Origin of the sequence: Microbacterium sp. LMI13-1-1.1 (assembly GCF_040815625.1) — a bacterium.
GTDB lineage: Bacteria > Actinomycetota > Actinomycetes > Actinomycetales > Microbacteriaceae > Microbacterium > Microbacterium forte.
The window spans coordinates 269,646-288,387 of sequence record NZ_JBFPNL010000006.1 but is presented as its reverse complement, the minus strand read 5'-3'; the positions used below and the strand labels follow the sequence as shown (position 1 = coordinate 288,387).

The 18,742-nt window shown below is 67.7% G+C and carries 22 protein-coding genes and 2 tRNA genes; 8 read left to right on the top strand and 16 right to left on the bottom strand.

Annotation, left to right across the window (positions count from 1 at the left end; translation table 11 throughout):
• The first annotated feature begins 45 nt into the window (after positions 1–45).
• From pstS to pstB, 4 genes are all read left to right on the top strand, one after another.
• Positions 46–1,149, top strand: coding sequence for a phosphate ABC transporter substrate-binding protein PstS (gene pstS / locus MRBLMI13_RS14770; RefSeq protein ID WP_042539739.1), 1,104 nt, complete (start codon positions 46–48; stop codon positions 1,147–1,149).
• 128 nt (positions 1,150–1,277) lie between these two features.
• Positions 1,278–2,246, top strand: coding sequence for a phosphate ABC transporter permease subunit PstC (gene pstC, locus MRBLMI13_RS14765; protein WP_042539737.1), 969 nt, complete (start codon positions 1,278–1,280; stop codon positions 2,244–2,246).
• 1 nt (position 2,247) lies between these two features.
• On the top strand, positions 2,248–3,351 hold the full coding sequence (gene pstA, locus MRBLMI13_RS14760) for a phosphate ABC transporter permease PstA (RefSeq protein WP_042539734.1): 1,104 nt from the start codon (positions 2,248–2,250) through the stop codon (positions 3,349–3,351).
• Positions 3,352–3,385: 34 nt separating this feature from the next.
• Positions 3,386–4,165 carry a phosphate ABC transporter ATP-binding protein PstB gene (pstB, locus tag MRBLMI13_RS14755; RefSeq protein WP_042539732.1) on the top strand — a complete coding sequence of 260 codons (780 nt, stop codon included), beginning with the start codon at positions 3,386–3,388 and terminating at the stop codon, positions 4,163–4,165.
• Between the two features lie 76 nt (positions 4,166–4,241).
• Here pstB and MRBLMI13_RS14750 read toward each other — a convergent pair whose 3' ends face one another.
• From MRBLMI13_RS14750 to sigK, 4 genes are all read right to left on the bottom strand, one after another.
• Positions 4,242–5,126: an aminodeoxychorismate lyase gene (locus MRBLMI13_RS14750; protein ID WP_079113291.1), complete on the bottom strand. Its 885-nt coding sequence runs from the start codon at positions 5,124–5,126 to the stop codon at positions 4,242–4,244.
• A gap of 191 nt (positions 5,127–5,317) precedes the next feature.
• On the bottom strand, positions 5,318–5,947 hold the full coding sequence (locus MRBLMI13_RS14745; RefSeq protein ID WP_042539728.1) for a hypothetical protein: 630 nt from the start codon (positions 5,945–5,947) through the stop codon (positions 5,318–5,320).
• Positions 5,948–5,975: 28 nt separating this feature from the next.
• The gene (locus tag MRBLMI13_RS14740) at positions 5,976–6,785 is read right to left on the bottom strand and encodes an anti-sigma factor domain-containing protein (RefSeq protein WP_367823516.1); all 810 of its coding nucleotides are present in this window, start codon (positions 6,783–6,785) and stop codon (positions 5,976–5,978) included.
• On the bottom strand, positions 6,782–7,381 hold the full coding sequence (gene sigK, locus MRBLMI13_RS14735) for an ECF RNA polymerase sigma factor SigK (protein ID WP_309690383.1): 600 nt from the start codon (positions 7,379–7,381) through the stop codon (positions 6,782–6,784). The genes MRBLMI13_RS14740 and sigK overlap by 4 nt, the downstream gene beginning before the upstream one ends.
• Positions 7,382–7,604: 223 nt before the next feature.
• Here sigK and MRBLMI13_RS14730 point away from each other — a divergent pair, with 223 nt between their 5' ends.
• From MRBLMI13_RS14730 to MRBLMI13_RS14720, 3 genes are all read left to right on the top strand, one after another.
• Positions 7,605–8,267 (top strand): fasciclin domain-containing protein, encoded by a 663-nt coding sequence (locus tag MRBLMI13_RS14730; protein WP_042539725.1) that lies wholly within the window; start codon positions 7,605–7,607, stop codon positions 8,265–8,267.
• Between the two features lie 129 nt (positions 8,268–8,396).
• A tRNA-Lys gene (locus MRBLMI13_RS14725) sits at positions 8,397–8,469 on the top strand.
• A 109-nt stretch (positions 8,470–8,578) separates the two neighbouring features.
• On the top strand, positions 8,579–9,127 hold the full coding sequence (locus MRBLMI13_RS14720) for a type 1 glutamine amidotransferase domain-containing protein (protein ID WP_042539723.1): 549 nt from the start codon (positions 8,579–8,581) through the stop codon (positions 9,125–9,127).
• A gap of 23 nt (positions 9,128–9,150) precedes the next feature.
• Here the strand turns inward: MRBLMI13_RS14720 and MRBLMI13_RS14715 are convergent, their stop codons facing one another.
• Positions 9,151–9,672 carry a CGNR zinc finger domain-containing protein gene (locus MRBLMI13_RS14715; protein ID WP_042539721.1) on the bottom strand — a complete coding sequence of 174 codons (522 nt, stop codon included), beginning with the start codon at positions 9,670–9,672 and terminating at the stop codon, positions 9,151–9,153.
• 25 nt (positions 9,673–9,697) lie between these two features.
• Here MRBLMI13_RS14715 and MRBLMI13_RS14710 point away from each other — a divergent pair, with 25 nt between their 5' ends.
• Positions 9,698–9,898 (top strand): hypothetical protein, encoded by a 201-nt coding sequence (locus MRBLMI13_RS14710; RefSeq protein WP_367823519.1) that lies wholly within the window; start codon positions 9,698–9,700, stop codon positions 9,896–9,898.
• An 8-nt stretch (positions 9,899–9,906) separates the two neighbouring features.
• Here the strand turns inward: MRBLMI13_RS14710 and MRBLMI13_RS14705 are convergent, their stop codons facing one another.
• The 11 genes from MRBLMI13_RS14705 to MRBLMI13_RS14655 form a co-directional block, all read right to left on the bottom strand.
• The gene (locus MRBLMI13_RS14705) at positions 9,907–10,119 is read right to left on the bottom strand and encodes a hypothetical protein (RefSeq protein WP_367823521.1); all 213 of its coding nucleotides are present in this window, start codon (positions 10,117–10,119) and stop codon (positions 9,907–9,909) included.
• Complete coding sequence (locus tag MRBLMI13_RS14700) at positions 10,116–10,643, bottom strand: DUF1697 domain-containing protein (RefSeq protein WP_367823523.1); 528 nt, start codon at positions 10,641–10,643, stop codon at positions 10,116–10,118. The genes MRBLMI13_RS14705 and MRBLMI13_RS14700 overlap by 4 nt, the downstream gene beginning before the upstream one ends.
• Complete coding sequence (locus MRBLMI13_RS14695; protein WP_367823525.1) at positions 10,640–11,221, bottom strand: isochorismatase family protein; 582 nt, start codon at positions 11,219–11,221, stop codon at positions 10,640–10,642. Before MRBLMI13_RS14695 ends, MRBLMI13_RS14700 begins: the two co-directional genes overlap by 4 nt.
• A gap of 85 nt (positions 11,222–11,306) precedes the next feature.
• A tRNA-Thr gene (locus tag MRBLMI13_RS14690) sits at positions 11,307–11,382 on the bottom strand.
• Positions 11,383–11,433: 51 nt separating this feature from the next.
• Entirely contained in the window at positions 11,434–12,990 is a 1,557-nt protein-coding gene (locus MRBLMI13_RS14685) for an alpha/beta hydrolase (RefSeq protein ID WP_042539711.1), read from the bottom strand.
• Complete coding sequence (locus MRBLMI13_RS14680; protein WP_367823527.1) at positions 12,987–14,144, bottom strand: DNA polymerase III subunit delta'; 1,158 nt, start codon at positions 14,142–14,144, stop codon at positions 12,987–12,989. The genes MRBLMI13_RS14685 and MRBLMI13_RS14680 overlap by 4 nt, the downstream gene beginning before the upstream one ends.
• A 90-nt stretch (positions 14,145–14,234) precedes the next feature.
• On the bottom strand, positions 14,235–14,864 hold the full coding sequence (gene tmk, locus MRBLMI13_RS14675; protein WP_367823529.1) for a dTMP kinase: 630 nt from the start codon (positions 14,862–14,864) through the stop codon (positions 14,235–14,237).
• A complete protein-coding gene (gene topA / locus MRBLMI13_RS14670) occupies positions 14,861–17,734 on the bottom strand; it encodes a type I DNA topoisomerase (RefSeq protein ID WP_367823531.1) in 2,874 nt (957 codons plus the stop codon). Before topA ends, tmk begins: the two co-directional genes overlap by 4 nt.
• Before the next feature lie 97 nt (positions 17,735–17,831).
• Positions 17,832–18,161 carry a hypothetical protein gene (locus tag MRBLMI13_RS14665; RefSeq protein ID WP_056373669.1) on the bottom strand — a complete coding sequence of 110 codons (330 nt, stop codon included), beginning with the start codon at positions 18,159–18,161 and terminating at the stop codon, positions 17,832–17,834.
• Between the two features lie 28 nt (positions 18,162–18,189).
• The gene (locus tag MRBLMI13_RS14660) at positions 18,190–18,534 is read right to left on the bottom strand and encodes a TadE family type IV pilus minor pilin (RefSeq protein ID WP_367823533.1); all 345 of its coding nucleotides are present in this window, start codon (positions 18,532–18,534) and stop codon (positions 18,190–18,192) included.
• Positions 18,534–18,731, bottom strand: a complete 198-nt coding sequence (locus MRBLMI13_RS14655) for a DUF4244 domain-containing protein (RefSeq protein WP_042539672.1) — start codon at positions 18,729–18,731, stop codon at positions 18,534–18,536. The genes MRBLMI13_RS14660 and MRBLMI13_RS14655 overlap by 1 nt, the downstream gene beginning before the upstream one ends.
• Positions 18,732–18,742 lie beyond the last annotated feature (11 nt).

The window sequence follows — 18,742 nt, the reverse complement described above, 5'->3', positions numbered from 1 at the left end:
TGCCCTGCACCGGGCCCCACCACATCAAAGATCGAAGGATCCACAGTGAAGATCTCCCGAATCGCACGTATCGGCGCCGTCGGCGCCGTGGCCGCTCTCGCCCTCGCCGGCTGTGCCGCGAACGAAGGCGGAACCGGCGGAACCACCGACGCGCCGAGCGAATCCACTCTCTCCGGCACCATCGAGGCCACCGGAGCCTCCTCACAGGAGGCCGCCCAGCAGTCCTGGGTCGCCGCATTCCAGACCGCCAACCCTGACACCACGGTGAACTACACCGCGACGGGTTCGGGCACCGGCCGCGAGAACTTCATCGCCGGTTCGTCGAACTTCATCGGCTCGGACCGCGCGTTCAACGCCGACGAGCTCGCCGCGGGCGGCTTCGGCTCGTGCGCATCCGACGAGATCGTCGAGATCCCCGTCTACATCTCCCCCGTCGCCGTCGCGTTCAACCTCGAGGGCGTCGACGAGCTGAACCTCGACGGCGAGACCATCGCCAAGATCTTCGCGGGCACCATCACGAAGTGGAACGACGACGCGATCGCCTCGCAGAACGAGGGCGTCGAACTGCCCGACCAGGCCATCGTGACCGTGCACCGCTCCGACCCCTCGGGCACGCAGGAGACGTTCACCAAGTACCTCAGCGCCGTCGCCCCCGACGTGTGGACCTACGAGCCCAGCGACGAGTGGCCGCTGCAGACCGGCGAGGCCGGCGACGGCACCTCGGGCGTCGTCGACGCGATCACCAACGGCTCCGGCTACATCGGCTTCGCCGACGCGTCGCGCACCTCCGAGCTCGGACAGGTCGCCGTCGAGGTCGAGGGCGAGTACGTCCCCTACTCGGCAGACGCCGCAGCCGCGCTCGTCGAGGCGTCGCCGCTCGAGGAGGGCCGCTCGGACCACGACCTCGCGTTCGCCGTCGACCCGGCCGCCGCACCCGCCGGCTCGTACCCGATCGCACTCGTGTCCTACCTCATCGGCTGCGTCGAGTACGACGACGCCGAGACCGCCGGCCTCGTGAAGGCGTACTTCCAGTACGTCGCATCGGCCGAGGGTCAGGATGCCGCAGCAGAGGCCGCGGGCAGCGCGCCGATCTCGGACAGCCTGCGCGACCAGATCAGCACCGCGATCGACGCGATCGTCACGGAGTGACCGAAGGCTCAGCCCACCGCTGAGCCCCGGTCCGACGCCCCCGGGTGTCGGTCGAGAGGACTCGACCGACACCCGGGGGCACCCGCATGAAAACCCCCGAAAGTCCCTCAGAGCCTGGAGTCGCTCCGATGTCCACAACCACAACGGGTCCCGATACCACCCGTTCAGCCGGGACACCCCCCAAGCTGCGTCGACGGGGAGACCTCGTCTTCTCGGGCACCGCGCTGGCCGCGGGAATCATCATCCTCGTCACGCTCGCCGCCGTGGCCCTGTTCCTCATCGTGCAGTCGATCCCCGCGCTCTCGGGAGACACGAGCGGCAACCACATCCTCGAGGGTCAGTCGTTCCTGTCCTGGGTCTGGCCGTTCGTCTTCGGAACACTGTGGTCGAGCTTCATCGCCCTCGTGATCGCCGCTCCCATCGCGATCGGCATCGCGCTGTTCATCTCGCACTACGCTCCGCGGCGCCTCGCCGGGTTCCTCGGCTACATCATCGACCTGCTCGCGGCGGTCCCGTCGGTCGTCTTCGGCCTCTGGGGAGCCCTCACCTTCGCCCCGATGCTCGTGCCCTTCTACAAGTGGCTCAACGAGAACCTCGGCTGGATCCCGATCTTCAGCGGCACGCCCTCGGGCACGGGAAAGACGATCCTCACCGCATCCCTCGTGCTCGCCGTCATGATCCTGCCGATCATGACCGCGATCTGCCGCGAGGTGTTCCTGCAGACGCCGAAGCTCCATGAGGAGGCGGCGCTCGCGCTCGGGGCCACCCGCTGGGAGATGGTCCGCATGGCCGTCCTGCCCTTCGCACGCAGCGGAATGGTGTCGGGCGCCATGCTCGGCCTCGGACGCGCGCTCGGCGAGACCATGGCAGTGACCCTCGTGCTCTCGCCTCTCGGCATCGTCACGTTCAACCTGATCAACCCGGAGAACCCGACGACGATCCCCGCGATCATCGCGCTGCGGTTCCCCGAGGCCCACGACGAGGGCGTCAACACGCTCATCGCGGCGGGTCTGATCCTCTTCATCGTCACCTTCGCGGTCAACTTCGTGGCCCGCTGGATCGTCTCGCGCCGTGCTGAGTTCTCGGGAGCCAACTGACATGACCGCCACCCTCACGCCCTCGCCGTCATCCGTCGCCGCTCCGGTGCACAGCACGTCGGCAGGTCATCTTCCCCGGTGGGCGCCCTGGGCGCTGCTGCTGGCCGCCTTCGTGGTGTCGGCCACGATCTTCGCCTTCGTCAACGCGGGCAACGACCCCGCCGACTTCAACATCGCACTCACCCTCGTCGTCGGCCTCATCTTCTACATGGTTCTGATCTTCGTGATCTCCACCGTGGTCGAGAGCCGTCGCCACGCGATCGACCGCCTCATGACGGCGCTGGTGTCCGGCGCCTTCGTCGTCGCGCTGCTCCCGCTCATCTCGCTGCTGTACACCGTGGTCGTCAACGGCCTCATGCGGTTCGACGGCGAGTTCTTCAGCTTCTCGATGCGCAACATCGTCGGCGAAGGCGGCGGCGCGGTGCACGCCATCTGGGGCACGCTCCTCATCACCCTGGGCGCCACGATCATCTCGGTGCCGATCGGTCTGATGACCTCGATCTACCTCGTCGAGTACGGAGAGGGACGCAAGCTCGCCCGCGGCATCACGTTCCTCGTCGACGTCATGACGGGCATCCCGTCGATCGTCGCCGGTCTGTTCATCTACTCCGTGTTCTCGCTGATCGTCGGCCCCGGCACCCGCATGGGCATCATGGGCTCGCTCGCCCTCTCGGTGCTGATGATCCCCGTGGTCGTGCGCGGTTCCGAGGAACTCCTGCGGATCGTCCCGAACGAGCTCCGAGAGGCCGCCTACGCGCTCGGTGTGCCGAAGTGGCTGACGATCATCAAGGTCGTCCTTCCGACCGCCATCGCCGGAATCCTGACCAGCATCATGCTCGCCATCTCACGCGTGATCGGCGAGACCGCACCGCTGCTGCTCACGGTCGGCATCGTGCAGGGCATGAACCTGAACATGTTCAGCGGGCAGATGGCGACGCTACCCGTGTTCTCGTACATGCAGGCCAAGTACCCCGGCATCCCCGTCGATGCCTACCTCGACAGGGCCTGGGCCGCCGCCCTCACCCTGATCGTCATCGTGATGGTGCTGAACCTGCTGGCCAGGATCATCGCCAAGGTGTTCGCCCCCAAGATCAACGGCCGCTGAGCCGTCTTTCCCGACTGAAGAAGAAGGATCACACGTGTCCAAGAGCATCGAAGTCAACGACCTCAACGTCTACTACAGCGACTTCCTCGCCGTCGAAGGCGTCAGCATCGAGATCAAGCCCAACACCGTCACGGCGTTCATCGGCCCGTCCGGCTGCGGCAAGTCCACGTTCCTGCGCACCCTCAACCGCATGCACGAGGTCATCCCCGGCGCGCGTGTCGAGGGAGAAGTGCTGATCGACGGCAAGAACCTCTACGGCGCCGGCGTCGACCCCGTGCTGGTGCGCCGTCAGGTCGGCATGGTCTTCCAGCGTCCCAACCCGTTCCCCACCATGTCGATCAAGGAGAACGTGCTCGCGGGGGTCAAGCTCAACAACACGCGCATGGCGAAGAGCGATCAGGATGCTCTCGTCGAGAAGTCCCTGCGTGGCGCGAACCTCTGGAACGAGGTCAAAGACCGCCTCGACCGCCCCGGTTCGGGTCTCTCGGGCGGCCAGCAGCAGCGTCTGTGCATCGCGCGTGCCATCGCCGTCTCCCCCGACGTGATCCTGATGGACGAGCCCTGCTCGGCGCTCGACCCGATCTCGACCTTCGCGATCGAGGAGCTCATCGCCGAGATCAAGTCGGAGTACACCGTCGTCATCGTGACGCACAACATGCAGCAGGCGAGCCGCGTGTCCGACCGGACCGCCTTCTTCAACATCGCCGGCACCGGCAAGCCCGGCAAGCTCATCGAGTACGACGACACCCGCACGATGTTCACCACCCCGTCGGTGCAGGCGACCGAGGACTACGTCTCGGGACGCTTCGGATAAGCATCCGGTCTCAGACCGAGAGAGGGCCCGGCGCTTCGGCGTCGGGCCCTCTCTCGTTCCTGCGACCGGGCGCTCCTCAGTCTCGGGGCGAGAGGAGGTACTCGTTGAGCTCGGCCGTGAGCGCGCGATCGACGGGCAACTCGACTCCGTCTACGGCGGTGATCGGGGCGGCGAGGCGGACGCTGGAGACGAGCCAGGCGGCGTCAGCACGCGACAGATCGGATGCCGGCACCTGCGCATACTCGGCGACGAATCCGCGCGCGGTGAGGTGCTCGTAGACGCTGAGCTGCGTCGTACCGTGCAGGATGCCGCCGTTGGGCGCCGGCGTCACGAAACGCTCGCCGAAGCGCAGGATCAGCGACGCGGTCGGTGCCTCGAGCACGAAGCCGTCACGCGAGAGGAAGATCGCGTCGTCAGCTCCACGTCGGTGCGCTTCGCGAAGCGCCGCCATGTTCACCGCATACGAGAGGGTCTTGGCCCCGAGCAGCAGCCACGGTGCCTTCTCAGCCACGTCGAGGTCGTACCCGCGGTCGAGGGTGACCACGCGGATCCCCTGCTCGCGCACCGCCGAGAAGTCGGATGCCGGTGCGGCCGTGACCCAGGCGGTCGGTGTGGGGCCGTGCTCGACGCCACGGCTGAGGATGAGTTTGATGACGTACTCGCCCTGTTCGCAGTGGGCGGCCGCTCGCTCGATGGCCTGGTGCCACTGCGCCTGATTGGGGAGCGGCAGGTCGCACAGCTGCGCCGAGTGCGCGAGCCTCTCGAGGTGCGGCACGACCTCCTGCGCATGCCCGTCGATCACGCCGATCGACTCGAACACTCCGTCGCCGCGCTGCGTGCTCAGCTCCCCCACGCTCAGCGCCGGTGCGGCCGCATCGACGAGGGTGAACGTGTCTGCGAAGTCGGAGCGGGCGACGTCGGCCGCCGCAGGATCGATCATCAGAGCAAAGCGCCGTGTCATGATCCGAGCCTAGAGCCCCGGGAATAGCTTCAGCGCGAACTTGTTACACTGGAGTGGCCGGGCCGCATAACCCCGGGCTCCAATTTTTGCCGCTGCGAGCGGCCTTCCGCCGAGAGGCGTTTTTGCGGCCCGGTCTTTTCATGCCCGGGCACGGACCCGGATCCGGACGAGAACCCGGCCGCCGCGTCGATTCAGGCCAATGCGCCCGAGCGCCACAGCACGGCAGCGGCAGACAGGTCCTGCGCATAGCTGCTCAGGCGCAGGGCGCGGGTGGTGAGCTCGCTCGCGCGCGACGGTTCGGTCGGCTCGTAGTCGTCCGCCGCGTGGGTCGCGCCAGAGGCCTGGACCCGGCAGAACGCCGCGGCCCGATCGAGGGCGACCGCGAAGTCCCCGCGGAACGCCCCGCGGAGGATCGTGTCGATCAGGGCGACGAGCTCGTCGGGGTTCGCCGGCACCGGTGCTCCGGCGATCACGGCATCCACGGATGCGAGCTCCACTCTGCCCCGCTCGTACAGCAGGGCCGCGGTGTGCGGATCGCCGTGGATGGCCAGCTGCAGGAGGTACAGCCGCCACAGCGCGCCCGGCAGAGTGCGAGACGGAGCCTTCGACCAGAGCTCGGCGATCTCGTCGATGCCGTGCTCGTCGGTGAAGGCGACGAGCCGGTCGGCGCTCACGCCGCTCTCATCGGCGCGCACGCGGGTCAGCAGAGCGGATGCGGTCGCATGCGCGACGCGCGTCTCCTCGGCGGGATCGTGACTGCCCACGATGTTGTCGAAGGCACTGGTGGGCCGGCGCACCGGACGGGAGAACTGCTCAGGCATCAGTCCAGGGTACGCGCGATCCGAGACATCAGGCCGTCGGGATCACGACGACGGGATCGGATGTCGGCAGGCCCGAGGGCGAGCCTCCGTCCTGCTCCACCGTGACGGCGATCACATCACCCGCGTGCATCTCGCCCGCGAGCACCGCTGTCGCTTCGCCGTCGTCGGCCGCGAACACGCCTGCCGACACCGGAGTGTCACCGCGCACATACCAGAGCTCGTAGGTCTTGCCCTCGGCGAGCGACGGGATGCCGTCGGTCACGAGCACGGACTTGCCGAGCGACGCCGACCAGTGCGCGGTCGCAGTGCCGCCGCTCTCGAGCGACACGCTGGCCTGCTGAGCGTCACCGGCCGCCTGGATGTCCTCGAGTGCGACGACACTCGCCGGTCGGTTGATGTAGGTGTTGATCGCGACGGCGCCTGCCCCCACACCGACGAGCAGCGCGAGGCATGCCGCGAGCGCGAAGAGGAAGCGGAGGCGGTGTGCCGGAGCCTTCGGGGCGTCGTCGCCATCGCGTGCGGCGGTCGCTGAGTCCGCCACGGGCGCGGCATCTGCCGTCTCGCCGGGCATCGAGTCGGGCGCCGAGTCCGAGAGAACGACATCGCCGCTCTGCGGCGTGACGGCGATACGTGCGAGCAGAGCGGCACGAATGTCGGGCGAAGGAACGGCCTGTGCCACTCCGTCGGCGAGGAAGCCGGCACTGTCGGCATCGGCATCCACGATGCTCTGCCATTCCGGGTGCGCTGCGAGTGCGGCGTGATACCGCTGCTGGTCATCGGGCGACAGCGCGTCGAGCGCTGCTCCTGCCGCGAGTTCTGCGAAGTCCTTCTCGTTCATGCCGTCACCCCCATAGCTGTCCTCAGTCGCGAGAGCCCATCTCGCATCCGTGTCTTGATCGTCCCCAGCGGCGCCCCGACGAGAGCTGCCACTTCGTTCTGACTGTAACCGCCGTAATAGGCCAGGACGAGAGCTTCGCGCTGCACCTCGGGAAGGCCTGAGAGCGCGTGAACCACTTTCTCGCTCTCGATGCCCAGCTCCACCGTCTCCGCCACACTGTCGTGCGCGACCCCGATGTCTCTGAACCCGGCTCGTACGTCTCGGTCCGCGCTGGACTGGGACGCCCGAACCCGGTCGACCGCACGACGGTGCGCGATCGTCATCACCCAGGTTCTTCCCTGACCCTTGTTCGGAGCGAACTTCGTAGCGGATTGCCAGATCTCCAAGAAGACCTCTTGGAGCACCTCTTCGCTCTGCGAGCGATTCACGAGGACCCTGAGGATGAGGCCGAAGACGCGTGACGACAGAGTGTCGTAGAGCTCCGCGAATGCGCGCTGATCACCGTCGCCGATGCGAAGGAGCAGGTCAGCGACAGCATCCCGAGCCGTACCGTCTTCGGGTACGTCCATTCCATCGATGACCATCTCTAACAGCATGCCGCATTCACCCCGCTTTCCCGTGCAGCCGCCACCTGAAAGTGACGGAAACGAGTCCTCTTAAGTGCTCCTCGTCGAAACCTGTTCGCTGCAGACCCTCGAAACGGATTGGATTCGGCGGCTCGGAAAAAACATTGACGTTTCTCCCATCCGATCCCGGTGGGGCTCCGAACGACTGTCAACGCCACGGAGAGGCCGTGGCAGTGTTCTGAAGGAGCTTGAGATGTTCAGCACCAAGAAGAAGGTCACCGCAGCCATCACCCTCGGCCTTGCGAGCGCATTCCTGCTCTCCGCATGTTCCATGGGCGGCACCACCGAAGAGCCGGCAGAGTCGACGGCCCCCGAGTCGTCCGAGACGATGGCTCCCGAGACCGAGACGATGGACCCGGCCGCGAACCTGGTCGGCCCCGGCTGCGCCGCATACGCAGAGGCTGTTCCGGACGGCGCAGGATCCGTCGAGGGCATGTCGCTCGACCCGGTCGCCACCGCAGCATCCAACAACCCGCTGCTCACCACGCTCGTGGCCGCAGTCAGCGGACAGCTGAACCCCGACGTCAACCTCGTCGACACGCTGAACGGCGACGAGTTCACCGTCTTCGCACCCGTCGATGACGCTTTCGCGAAGATCGACCCGGCCACCATCGAGGCACTCAAGACCGACAGCGCCACGCTGAGCTCGATCCTGACCTACCACGTGGTCCCCGGCCAGGTCGCACCTGACGAGATCGCCGGCATGCACACCACCGTCCAGGGTGCTGACCTCGAGGTCACCGGCAGCGGCGACGACCTGATGGTCAACGACGCCACCGTCATCTGCGGTGGAGTCCAGACCGCCAACGCGACCGTGTACCTCATCGACACGGTCCTGATGCCCCCGGCCGAGTAAGGCCCGGGAACGCCGAGGCGGACACTCGGTAAGCCGTCCCACCTCTCGGGGGAGGTCGGTGGGATGGAGAAGGAGCCGCTGACGACACGTCGTCAGCGGCTCCTTCTTTGCGCCCTAGACTGGAGGGGCGGGCCTCTAGCTCAGTTGGCAGAGCATCGGACTTTTAATCCGCGGGTCGTGGGTTCGAGCCCCACGGGGCCCACCGTTTATCACCACCGGCCGGATCCGGCCACCCCCTTCACTCCGTCGGCACCCTGCGAGAGAGTCGTGGCGTCCCCATCCGGGACATTCACCCCACGAAAGGACGCATCATGGCGACTCTCACCGACAGCCGAGTGGCATTCCTCGCGACAGACGGATTCGAGGACAGCGAGCTGACCAGTCCGTGGGAAGCGGTGCAGGGCGAAGGCGCGAGCGCCACGCTCATCGCACCGGACGGACAGCAGATCACCGGCAAGAACGGTCACGTGCAGCACGTCGACCTCACGTCCGAGACGGCGAAGGCCGACGAGTTCGACGCGCTCGTGCTCCCGGGCGGCGTCGTGAACGCCGACCACCTGCGGCTCGACAAGGCATCGATCGACCTCGCCCGCTCGTTCTTCGAGCAGCACAAGCCGGTCGCGGTCATCTGCCACGGCGCGTGGATCCTGATCGAAGCCGGCGTGGTCGACGGACGCACGCTGACCAGCTACCCGAGCCTCGCGACCGACCTCCGCAACGCCGGAGCCACCTGGGTCGACGAGGAAGTGGTGGTCGACGAAGGTCTCGTGTCCAGCCGCACTCCCGACGACCTCCCTGCTTTCAACGCGAAGCTGATCGAAGAGGTCGCCGAGGGGAAGCACGCAGGCCAGACCGCGTGATCTGAATTCCCGGCGGTCCGGTGTCAGGCGCCAGCGCGCGCCCTGTGACGCCGGACCGCCGCTCTGTTCGCACAGCGCACCGAGCAGAATCGCTGCCGCCCGTTGCGGGTCACGTCGACGACCACGTTCGTGCAGGGTGAGGCCTCGCAGCGACCCAGTCGGTCCATGCCGCGGGTGACGAGGTGCAGCGACGTGCCGACCGCGAAGACGGCCCGGAGCACATACGGCAGAGATCGCACGTCGTCGCGGTAGTGCAGGTGCCAGCCTTCGCCGTCGTGGTTCGTCAGGCGCGGGTATGCCGCAGCTTCCGCCATCTGCGCGTTGAGGATCTCCGCGCGAGAGTCCGGGTCCGCCGCGTCGACGATCCGCAGCCAGTCGTCGACCACCTCACGGACCCGTTCATGGTCGTCGGCGGCGGGAGGGAACGTCATCGTCATCCCCATCTCGAGGGTGCGCTCCTCGATTCCCGCTCGATCGACGGGGAAGTCATCGGCGAGGGACGCGGCCAGGAGAACCGCATATTCGCCGTAAGGGTTGAGATGCATAAGGCCATTACATCACGCTGGATCCATGACCACCTTGCACACTCTGCCGATCCCTCGTCAGACCACCACCGCACACGAGCACGCCTGGGTCGCCAGCTCGCGGCATCCGACCAGCGAAGGCGTCGTCGTGTACGTCCGCTGCGCCGACTGCGGCACGCATCGCGTCGACCTGCAGGCGCACCCGCTGACGCCTCCCTCGGCGATCAGCCGCGAGACCTCGGACTGAACCACTGATCAGACAGCGACGATCTCGCCGTTCCGCGGCACCCAGTCCTGCTCTCCTTCGCGGAGAAAGGCGAGCGGGATCCCCCGGCCGTCCTGCTCGATCGCGTGCGAGTTGCCGAACAGCTCTGTGCCGTGGCTGGGGACGCGCGACGCCGGGCTGTTCTGCACGATCCACCGCCCCGTGAAGGGCAGGGCCAACGTGAACGGCTCCCTCTCGCTCATGCGGTCAGCTCGGCGAGCTTCCGGACCGTGCGGAGGTTGCGCGCCGTGCCTGCGACGCCGAGCGCACGATCGAGGACGGCCTTGGTGAGCCTCGTGCTGTGCACACCGCCCTCGGCGTAGTCGATCCACAGATCGTCGCCGACCAGCGCGATCCGCTCCCCCGGCACGAGCCGCTCCTGCAGTGCCTCGACGGCCCCGGGCGCGGCCGGCGCCTCGAGGAACATCGCATGCAGCAGCTTCTCCGACGCTCCGCCGAACGGGTGCGCATCCAGGGCGTGCACGAGGTCGTCGTGAGTCCTCAGGATGACCGGGGTGTCGACGTCGAACTCGTCGGCGATCAGCTCCCGGACCCGAGCCCTCACCGACGTCGGATCATCCGGATGCTCGCACACGATGTTCCCACTCGCGATGTAGGTCGAGACCTCACCCAGCACCGGAGCGAGCACCTCGCGCAGCTGTGCCATCGGCACTCGATTGCGGCCTGAGACGTTGACCGCTCGCAGCAGCAGGACGCTGCGTGTCACGCAGAGTCGCTCTCGACGAGCACGGCACCCGCATGGGCGAGTTCTGCGAGAGCCGCCGCACTCGGCCCCGGTGCGACACCCGCGATCAGGTCGGTGAGGATGCGCACTCGGACGCCGTGCGCCACCGCGTCGAGCGCAGAGGCCCGCACGCAATGGTCCGTGGCGATGCCGACGACGTCGGCCTCGAGGACACCCGCGGCGGTGAGGATCGAGCCGACGGTGTCTCCCGTTTCGGTCGCGCCCTCGAACATCGAGTAGGCGGGGCGACCCTGCCCTTTGTGCACATGGTGCGTGACGGCATCGGTCACCAGCAGCGGGTCGTAGTCGGCGCCGGGCGTGCCTGCGACGCAGTGCACGGGCCACGTGTCGACGTAGTCCGGCGCCTCTCCGAAGTGGCCGCCGTTGTCGCCTTCGGCGTCGTGCCAGTCGCGCGAGGCGATGATGACGTCGTACTCCGTCGCGTGTGCGGCGAGGAACGCTGAGACAGCGGATGCCACGGCATCGCCGCCGTCGACGGCCAAAGCGCCGCCCTCGGTGAAGTCGTTCTGCACATCGACGATCAGAAGCGCTCTGCTCATGGTCTGAGCGTACGCCGCCCTCGCGGGTCTCCCCAAGGCAGGAAACCAAAAGGCCCCGAGATGTTGTTCACATCACGGGGCCCGCTGGAGCCGCTTGTCAGAATCGAACTGACGACCTTTTCATTACGAGTGAAATGCTCTGCCGACTGAGCTAAAGCGGCGCGATCATCGATATTACCCGTTCCGGAGCCGCACCGCGAATCGAGCCGCGATCACTCGCAGCGGACGTCGCTCTCGGGCACGACATCGTCGAGGAGGAACGCCTCGACGGCGCTGTCGACGCACGTGTTGCCCTTGTTGTATCCGGTGTGGCCTTCGCCCACGCGGGTGATCAGCACGCCCTCGTCGAGCTGCTCGGCGAGCGACTCGGACCACTCGTACGGGGTCGCCGGATCGTTGGTCGTGCCGACCACGAGGATCGGGCCCGCACCCTCGGCGTTGATCTCGCCTCGCGTCCCGGTCGGCGGGTAGGGCCACACCGAGCAGGAGTCGGGACCGTTCCAGTACGGAGCGATGGTCGGTGCGCCGTCGGCGATCCTCTTCTCGGTCGCCGCCTCGGCCGCCGGGTCGTCCTCGACGGGATAGTCCATGCAGTTGTATGCCCGGAAGGCTTCGCTCGAGTTGTCGAGATAGGTGCCGTTCTCACGTCCGTTGTAGAAGTCGGCGAGGAAGAACGCCGTCGTCGGATCGCCCTGCAGGGCCTCGTCGAGCGCCTGCGTGAGGTACTGCCAGCTGTCCGCCGAATACAGGGCGGCGATGATCGCGGTCATCAGCGAGTCCGCGCCGAGCATGCGCCCGTCGCCGTTCTCGAGCGGGGACGCGTCGACGCTCGCGAGCAGTGCGCCGAGATCGGCCATGGCCTCGTCGACCGTGCCGTTGAACGGGCACTCGCCCGAGTCGAGGCAGTTCTGCATGTACGCGCGGAGGGCCGATTCGAATCCGAGCGCCTGGGTGGCACCGACATCGAGCCCCGAGACGGCCGGGTCGATCGCACCGTCGAGCACGAGTCGGCCCGCTTTCTCGGGGTACAGGTCGGCGTAGGTCGCACCGAGGAAAGTGCCGTAGGAGTAGCCGAGGTAGTTCAGCTGCTTGTCGCCGAGCACCGCGCGGATCAGATCCATGTCGCGTGCGGCGTTGATCGTGGTGACGTAGGGCAGGATGCCGCCGCTGTTCGCCTCGCACGCGTCGGCGAACTCCTTGTGGGCCTCGAGCAGCTCGGCTTCCCACTCCGCACTCCCCCGCTTGCCTGCGGGGATCGTGTAGAGGTAGTCGTCCATGCCTGCAGCGTCGAAGCACGTCACTGCGGTCGATTCTCCGACGCCGCGGGGGTCGAATCCGATCACGTCGTAGTTCTCGATGAGATCGGCACCGACCGCGAAGTCGAGACTGTCGCGGATGAGCTCGACGCCGCTGGCGCCAGGACCACCGGGGTTCGTCAGCAGTGAGCCCTGAGCCGTTCCCGTCGCCTGGTGGCGCACGACGGAGAGGGTGATCTCGCCCTCGCCCGGGTTCTCCCAGTCGAGCGGAGCGGTCACCTCGGTGCAGTCGAACCCCGTGCCGCACTCGCTCCAGGTGAGCGTCTGGCCGTAGAACGGCAGCAGGTCTTCTGCCACGCCTTCGGTGTCTGGCGCGTTCGTGGTGGACGGCTTCGGCTCGGCCTGCTCGGGGATCATCGAGTACAGGCACCCGGAGAGGGCGACCGAGGCCGCGGCGAGGCCGGCGATCACGGCGACGGCACGTCGGATGCGGGAAGTCGGTCGATTGTTCACGGTGTCCTCCCGCTCGTGACAGTCACGAGCAAGCTCTCGAGGGCGAGCAGCGGTGCGACGTTGCGCTCCAGCGACTGGCGTGTGTCGGCAAGGTGGTCGAGTACGACAAGAGTACGGGTCTCCGGCCAGGCCGCAGCCAGCGCGACCAGGTCTTCGCGAAGCTCGCGATTGATCAGCTCGTCGTCTCGGCCGAACTGCAGCATGACGACATCACGGAAGAGAGACTGCAGATCGGTGAGGACTCTGTCGATCCCGTCACGCAGACTTCGGGTCGCACGCTTCTTCTGGTCGTCCTCCAGCGCGGAGATCTGCGTGCGCAGGGCCGGCGGAACGGCCTGCCCCTCGGCGATCCCGACCATACGCAGCAGGGATGCGCGCTCGGCCGCGTCGCGCTCGGCCGTGAGCGCCTTGGCGTCGTCAGTGGCCGCCTGGATGATGCGGCCGGCGACCTCGACGGCGTCGCTGACACCGCGAACCCCCAGCACAGACCGCAGGGTCTCGTCACGGCGGCGGCGGGCAGCCTCATCGGTGGCGAGTCGCTGGGCCATGCCGATGTGCCGTTGTGCATGACGCGCGGCCTGCTCGGCGATGCCCTCATCGACCCCTGTGCGCAGCGTGATCAGACGTGCCACGTCTGCGACATCGGGCTCGCGCAGTCGCAGCGAGCGCACGCGCGAACGGATGGTCGGCAGCAGGTCGGCTTCGCTCGGGGCGCAGAGTATCCAGACCGTCTGCTCTGGCGGCTCTTCGAGAGCCTTCAGCAGCACGTTGGAGGTGCGCTCGACCATGCGGTCGGCGTCTTCGACCACGATCACGCGATAGCGGCCGGCCGACGGGGCGAAGTACGAGCGCTCGACGAGCGCACGAGCCTCCGCGATCGTGATGATGACCTTGTCGGTGCGCAATGCCGTCACATCCGGATGCGTTCCCGCGAGAACCTGACGCATCGACGCCTCGTCATCGGGGTGGTCCGCCACGAGCGCTGCGGCGAAGGCGTGCGCGAGCGTGGAGCGCCCCGACCCGGGCGGACCCGTGATGAGCCAGGCGTGCGACAGCGCGGAGGGATCGGATGCGGCGTTGCGAAGCGTGTCGACCGCGGCATCCTGTCCCCACACATCGGCCCACGGGAAAGGTGCGGCGACAGTCTGGGGCATGCCCTCAGCCTAATCGGGAGCACCGACGTGCGCGGCAACCGTCCCCGTCTGCGAGGGGCGCACAGGCGGACGGCGTGCTGTGCGGAAGGCTCAGCCGATCAGCTTGGCGACCCGCTCGCGGATCTGCTCGGCGATGACCTCGGGCGTCGCTGCGGCGTCGAGAACCAGGAAACGATCCGGCTCGGCCTGCGCCAGAGCGAGGTACGCGTCGCGGACTCGCGCGTGGAACTCGTTCTTCTCGGCTTCGAGTCTGTCGAAGGGCTTGTCAGCCGAGTCGAGTCGCACACGCGCCGATTCGGGATCGAGGTCGAGCAGCACGGTGAGGTCGGGCAGCGCGCCCTCGGCGGCCCACAGCGACAGGCCGCGGATCTCGTCGCTGTCGAGCACTCGCCCTGCGCCCTGGTAGGCGACGGATGAGTCGAGATAGCGATCCTGCAGCACGACCTCACCGCGGGCGAGAGCAGGCCGGACGACCGTCGCGACGTGATGCGCGCGGTCGGCGGCGTAGAGAAGAGCCTCAGCACGCGGCGCGATGTCCCCACGATGGTGGAGCACGATGTCTCGGATCAGCTGGCCGACCTCCGAACCGCCGGGCTCGCGGGTGCGCACGACGGTTCGCCCTTCATCCGTCATCCACTGGGCGAGGAGGTTCGACTGCGTGGTCTTCCCCGATCCGTCTCCGCCCTCGAGGGTGATCCAGATTCCGGGACCTGATGTCACGAACCGGCCTTCTTCGCGGCGTTCGCGGCACGCGTCGTCGCGGCCTTCTTGGCTGCTGCAGACCGTGCGGCGGCCTTCTCGGCATCCGTCCCGGTCGACTTGGCCGGCGCCTTCTTCGCCGCGGGCTTCTTCGCGGCAGGCTTCTTGGCCGCAGGCTTCTTGGCCGCAGGCTTCTTCGCGGCCGGCTTCTTGGCTGGCGCCTTCTTCGCGGCTGCGCCGCGCTTCGGGGCCGGCCCCTTGGCGCGCTTGTCGGCGAGCATCTGCACGGCGATCTCGAAGGTGATGTCTTCGACCTTCTGGCCGCGAGGGATCGTCACGTTCGTCTCTCCGTCTGTGACGTAGGCACCGAAGCGACCGTCGCGGATGCGGATCGGCTTGTTGCTGACGGGGTCGGCCTCGAACTCGGCGAGCGCGCTGGACGCACGTCGGGACCCTGCGCCGTATTTCGGCTGCGCGTAGATCTCGAGCGCCTTCTCGAGCGTCACGTCGAAGATCTCCGACTCGCTCTCGAGCGATCGGGAGTCCGTGCCCTTCTTCAGGTACGGACCGAATCGGCCGTTCTGTGCGGTGATCTCCTCGCCGCTCTCGGGGTCGGCGCCGACGACCCGCGGCAGGCTGAGCAGCTGCAGGGCAGTGTCGAGGTCGATCGTGTCGACTGACATCGAGCGGAAGAGTGAGGCGGTGCGCTGCTTGGGCGCGGCCGCCTTCTTGGCTCCCCGCTTCGGCTTGGGAGCGTCGACGACCTCACCGGTCGCCTCGTCGACGGCGGCATCTTCGGACACCGGGTCGTTCTCCTGCACATAGGGACCGAAGCGTCCGTCCTTGACGACGACGATCTTGCCGTTGTCCGGGTTGGTGCCCAGCACCCGGTCGCCGGCGACCGGCGCGTCGATGAGCTCCTGCGCCTTCGCAGCGGTCAGCTCGTCGGGCGCGAGATCCTCGGGCACGTTCACGATGCGAGGCTTCTCGTCGGGCGCCTCGGGGTTCGCGACCTCGAGGTAGGGACCATATTTGCCGAAGCGCAGCGTGGCGGTGTCGGTGATGGGCGTGGAGTTGAGCGCCCGCGCATCGATCTCGCCGAGGTTGTCGACGGTCTGCCGCAGGCCGACGTGCGAATCGGAGCCGTAATAGAAGGAACGCAGCCACTCGACGCGCTTCTGCTCGCCGCGCGCGATCGCGTCGAGGTCGTCTTCGAGCGCCGCGGTGAAGTCGTAGTCGATCAGGTCGGCGAAATGCTCTTCGAGCAGACGGACCACGCTGAACGCGAGCCAGGTCGGCACGAGGGCCTGGCCGCGCTTGGTCGCGTAGCCTCGGTCGATCACCGTGCCGATGATGCTGGCGAACGTCGAGGGGCGGCCGATGCCGTGCTCCTCGAGTGCCTTGACCAGCGATGCCTCGGTGTAGCGCGGCTTGGGGGTCGTGCGGTGCCCCTTGGCCTCGGACTCCGACATGCGCAGCTCGTCGCCGACGGCGACGACCGGGAGCGACTGGTTCTCGTCGGTGTCCCTGTCGTTGCGCTTCTCGTCGCGTCCTTCTTCATAGGCCTCGAGGAAGCCCTTGAAGGTGTACACGGTGCCCGACGCGGTGAACTCGGCGTTGCGCCCCGCGGCGTCGACCGCGATGGTGACGGTGGTGGTCTCGTACTTCGCATCGGCCATCTGACTGGCGACGGTGCGCTTCCAGATCAGGTCGTAGAGACGGTGCTCCTCGCGGTCCAGTTCCGACGAGACGGACTTCGGGGTGCGGAAGTTCTCGCCCGAGGGACGGATCGCCTCGTGCGCCTCCTGCGCGTTCTTGCTCTTCGACTTGTAGGCCCGCGGCTTCAGCGGCACCGCGGTGTCGCCGTAGAGCGCGACGGCCTGGCTGCGCGCGGCTTGCACGGCCTGGGTGCTCAGCGCGACGGAGTCGGTTCGCATATAGGTGATGTAACCCTTTTCGTACAGCCGCTGCGCGACGCTCATCGCCTGCTTGGCGCTCATCGAGAGCTTGCGGCCTGCCTCCTGCTGCATGGTGGAGGTGGTGAACGGCGCGTAGGGGCTGCGGGTTCCCGGCTTCGCCTCGACCTTCGTGACCGAGCCTGTGCCGGCGGCGTCGACGGCGAGTGCGAGCTCAGCGGCCTGCTTCTCGTCGAGGATGACGACGGCCTTCTTGAGCTTTCCGTTGTCGTCGAAGTCGGTGCCTCGGGCGAGCTGGCCGCCGTCGACACGCACAAGACGAACCTTGAATGCTGACGACGACGACGCGAGCGCCTCGACGTCCCAGTACTCGGCGGAGACGAACGCCATGCGCTCGCGCTCTCGTTCGACGATCATGCGGGTGGCGGCGGACTGCACGCGTCCGGCAGACAGCCCCGTCTTGACCTTGTACCAGAGCACGGGCGAGACGTCCCAGCCGTACAGCCGGTCGAGGATACGGCGGGTCTCCTGCGCGTCGACGAGGTCGGTGTCGAGCTCACGGGTGTTGCCGATGGCCGCCTGGATCGCGTCCTTCGTGATCTCGTGGAAGACCATGCGCTTGACGGGGACCTTCGGCTTCAGAGTCTCGAGCAGGTGCCAGGCGATGGCCTCGCCTTCGCGGTCCTCATCAGTGGCGAGCAGGAGCTCGTCGGCGGTCTTGAGCGCACGCTTGAGTTCAGCGACGGTCTTCGTCTTGCGATCGGAGACGACGTAGTAGGGATCGAAGTCGTTGTCGACGTCGATCGAGTACTTCCCGTACGCCTGCTTGTCGGCGGCGGGGATGTCCTTCTTGTCTGCGAGGTCGCGGATGTGGCCGACGGAGCTGAGCACCTCGTAGCCATCGCCGAGGTATCCCTGAATCGACCGCATCTTCGTCGGGGACTCGACAATGACGAGCTTCTTGCCTTCAGCCAAGGGAGCGTCCTTTCTTCGAAGCACACCATACACACCGCCGTGATGGGTTGGTCACAGTGGTCGCCTGCATTTTCGCCGGAAAGTGCTCGTGCCGCCGTCAGGATCCCTCGGGTGGCCCAGCACGGGCTCGGGAGACGGCAGCGAGTCCAGCGTACGCCGCGTTCACCTGCACAGTCGCCACGAAGCCCTCGACGGCACACTCGGTGAGGGCCGCGCCTGAGGCAGCCGCGACCCGCGCGGCGAGGGCGCACGGGTCGTCGGCCGTGACGATCGCACCGCTGGCCGCGTCGGCCGCGGCGAGCGCCGCGGCGTCGGCGGCCCCCGCAGCCCGCTGCGCCGTGACGGCGGCTCCCCCGACCGCGGCGAGCCCCAGCGAGAGCACCGCTGCGACCGAGAGAACACCGGCCGCGAGAGCAGAGCCCGCCATCAGCCGCCCTCCGCTGCGATGGTCGACATCAGAGTCCTCCGGAGAGTGCACAGCTGGACGCCTGCAGCGGGATCCGGACGAAGCCGCCGATCGCGACGTCGGCGTGCGCCTTCACGCAGACGAGGTCTCCGGATGAGCTGCTCGACATTCCGGCGCCAGGAACCGCGGTCGACACCGCGTGTGAGGCCCGGCCCGCGTCCTCCCCTCGGCCGAGGAGGCGCGCGGCGTCGGCCGACGCGTCCTGGAGTGCGACCTGACGAGCGGCCGCGCCCAGCGCACCGGCCCCGAGCAGAAGAGTGAGGACCACCGCGGGCAGCGCGAGTGCGAGCTCGGCGGCCACCGACCCCCGCTCGCCGTCACGATCGGCGCTCATCACGACACCGTGAGAGCCCGACGCACCAGGTCGGTGAGGATGCCGCGCACCTCATCCGACCTCATGATGACGACGAGCAGCCCGGCGAAGGCCACAGCGGCCATCGTCGTGATCGCGTACTCGGCGGTGGCGGCGCCGCTGTCGTCTCCGAACAGCGTCGCGGAACGGCGCCGAGTGAGCGGAGGGAGTGTGTTCATGGGTTCCTTCT

What these genes read in the sequence shown, in the direction of transcription:
- MRBLMI13_RS14715 (WP_042539721.1), bottom strand. Translation starts at nt 9,672, where the DNA reads ATGCATCTCAACCCTTACGGCGAATATGCGGTTCTCCTGGCCGCGTCC.
- MRBLMI13_RS14660 (WP_367823533.1), bottom strand. Translation starts at nt 18,534, where the DNA reads ATGAGCGCCGATCGTGACGGCGAGCGGGGGTCGGTGGCCGCCGAGCTC.
- MRBLMI13_RS14720 (WP_042539723.1), top strand. Translation starts at nt 8,579, where the DNA reads ATGGCGACTCTCACCGACAGCCGAGTGGCATTCCTCGCGACAGACGGA.
- MRBLMI13_RS14695 (WP_367823525.1), bottom strand. Translation starts at nt 11,221, where the DNA reads ATGAGCAGAGCGCTTCTGATCGTCGATGTGCAGAACGACTTCACCGAG.
- MRBLMI13_RS14655 (WP_042539672.1), bottom strand. Translation starts at nt 18,731, where the DNA reads ATGAACACACTCCCTCCGCTCACTCGGCGCCGTTCCGCGACGCTGTTC.
- sigK (WP_309690383.1), bottom strand. Translation starts at nt 7,381, where the DNA reads ATGCTGTTAGAGATGGTCATCGATGGAATGGACGTACCCGAAGACGGT.
- MRBLMI13_RS14740 (WP_367823516.1), bottom strand. Translation starts at nt 6,785, where the DNA reads ATGAACGAGAAGGACTTCGCAGAACTCGCGGCAGGAGCAGCGCTCGAC.
- MRBLMI13_RS14705 (WP_367823521.1), bottom strand. Translation starts at nt 10,119, where the DNA reads ATGAGCGAGAGGGAGCCGTTCACGTTGGCCCTGCCCTTCACGGGGCGG.
- MRBLMI13_RS14665 (WP_056373669.1), bottom strand. Translation starts at nt 18,161, where the DNA reads ATGGCGGGCTCTGCTCTCGCGGCCGGTGTTCTCTCGGTCGCAGCGGTG.
- MRBLMI13_RS14750 (WP_079113291.1), bottom strand. Translation starts at nt 5,126, where the DNA reads ATGACACGGCGCTTTGCTCTGATGATCGATCCTGCGGCGGCCGACGTC.
- pstA (WP_042539734.1), top strand. Translation starts at nt 2,248, where the DNA reads ATGACCGCCACCCTCACGCCCTCGCCGTCATCCGTCGCCGCTCCGGTG.
- MRBLMI13_RS14680 (WP_367823527.1), bottom strand. Translation starts at nt 14,144, where the DNA reads ATGCCCCAGACTGTCGCCGCACCTTTCCCGTGGGCCGATGTGTGGGGA.
- MRBLMI13_RS14710 (WP_367823519.1), top strand. Translation starts at nt 9,698, where the DNA reads ATGACCACCTTGCACACTCTGCCGATCCCTCGTCAGACCACCACCGCA.
- MRBLMI13_RS14730 (WP_042539725.1), top strand. Translation starts at nt 7,605, where the DNA reads ATGTTCAGCACCAAGAAGAAGGTCACCGCAGCCATCACCCTCGGCCTT.
- pstC (WP_042539737.1), top strand. Translation starts at nt 1,278, where the DNA reads ATGTCCACAACCACAACGGGTCCCGATACCACCCGTTCAGCCGGGACA.
- MRBLMI13_RS14745 (WP_042539728.1), bottom strand. Translation starts at nt 5,947, where the DNA reads ATGCCTGAGCAGTTCTCCCGTCCGGTGCGCCGGCCCACCAGTGCCTTC.